A 426-nucleotide genomic window follows, 5' to 3' on the forward strand; every position below is an offset into this window, starting at 1 on the left:
AACCTGTTGAGCCGTGTTGACCTGCTCCGGAGAGAGACAATTGCCTTTGCTCTTGGAGCTGGACTTGCAGATCAGTGTCTCGAATATCGGCTGACAGAGATCCGGATCCTCGATAATGCCGTCCTTTGCTCCGTCGATGGCATCGCATTGACGAAGAATCTCCTCGTGAACAATCTTCCACTCGGTGGTGGAGAGATAGGTCTTAGATGAAGGGGGACCTGTGATCGGATAGAAGTGCGCACTCAATGAAAGCAATCCGATGAAATTGATCGCAGGAGCGCCCACGACAACGCCGTCGAAGTCATTGGGGAACTTCTGTACTGAATTCCACCCCTGACGGCCACCTGTTGAACATCCGAGATAATAGCTCTTATCAAAACCATTATCATAGAACTTCTTGGTGAGTTCCTTGCCTATCACCACTCC

1 protein-coding gene is annotated in these 426 nt (G+C 50.2%); it reads right to left on the reverse strand.

Features of this window, described 5'->3' with window-relative positions; translation table 11 throughout:
• The coding region (locus tag JS756_RS39145) for a tannase/feruloyl esterase family alpha/beta hydrolase (RefSeq protein WP_205387507.1) at positions 1-426 on the reverse strand (426 nt) is incomplete at both ends.

The organism is Streptomyces actuosus (genome assembly GCF_016921115.1).
GTDB lineage: Bacteria > Actinomycetota > Actinomycetes > Streptomycetales > Streptomycetaceae > Streptomyces > Streptomyces actuosus_A.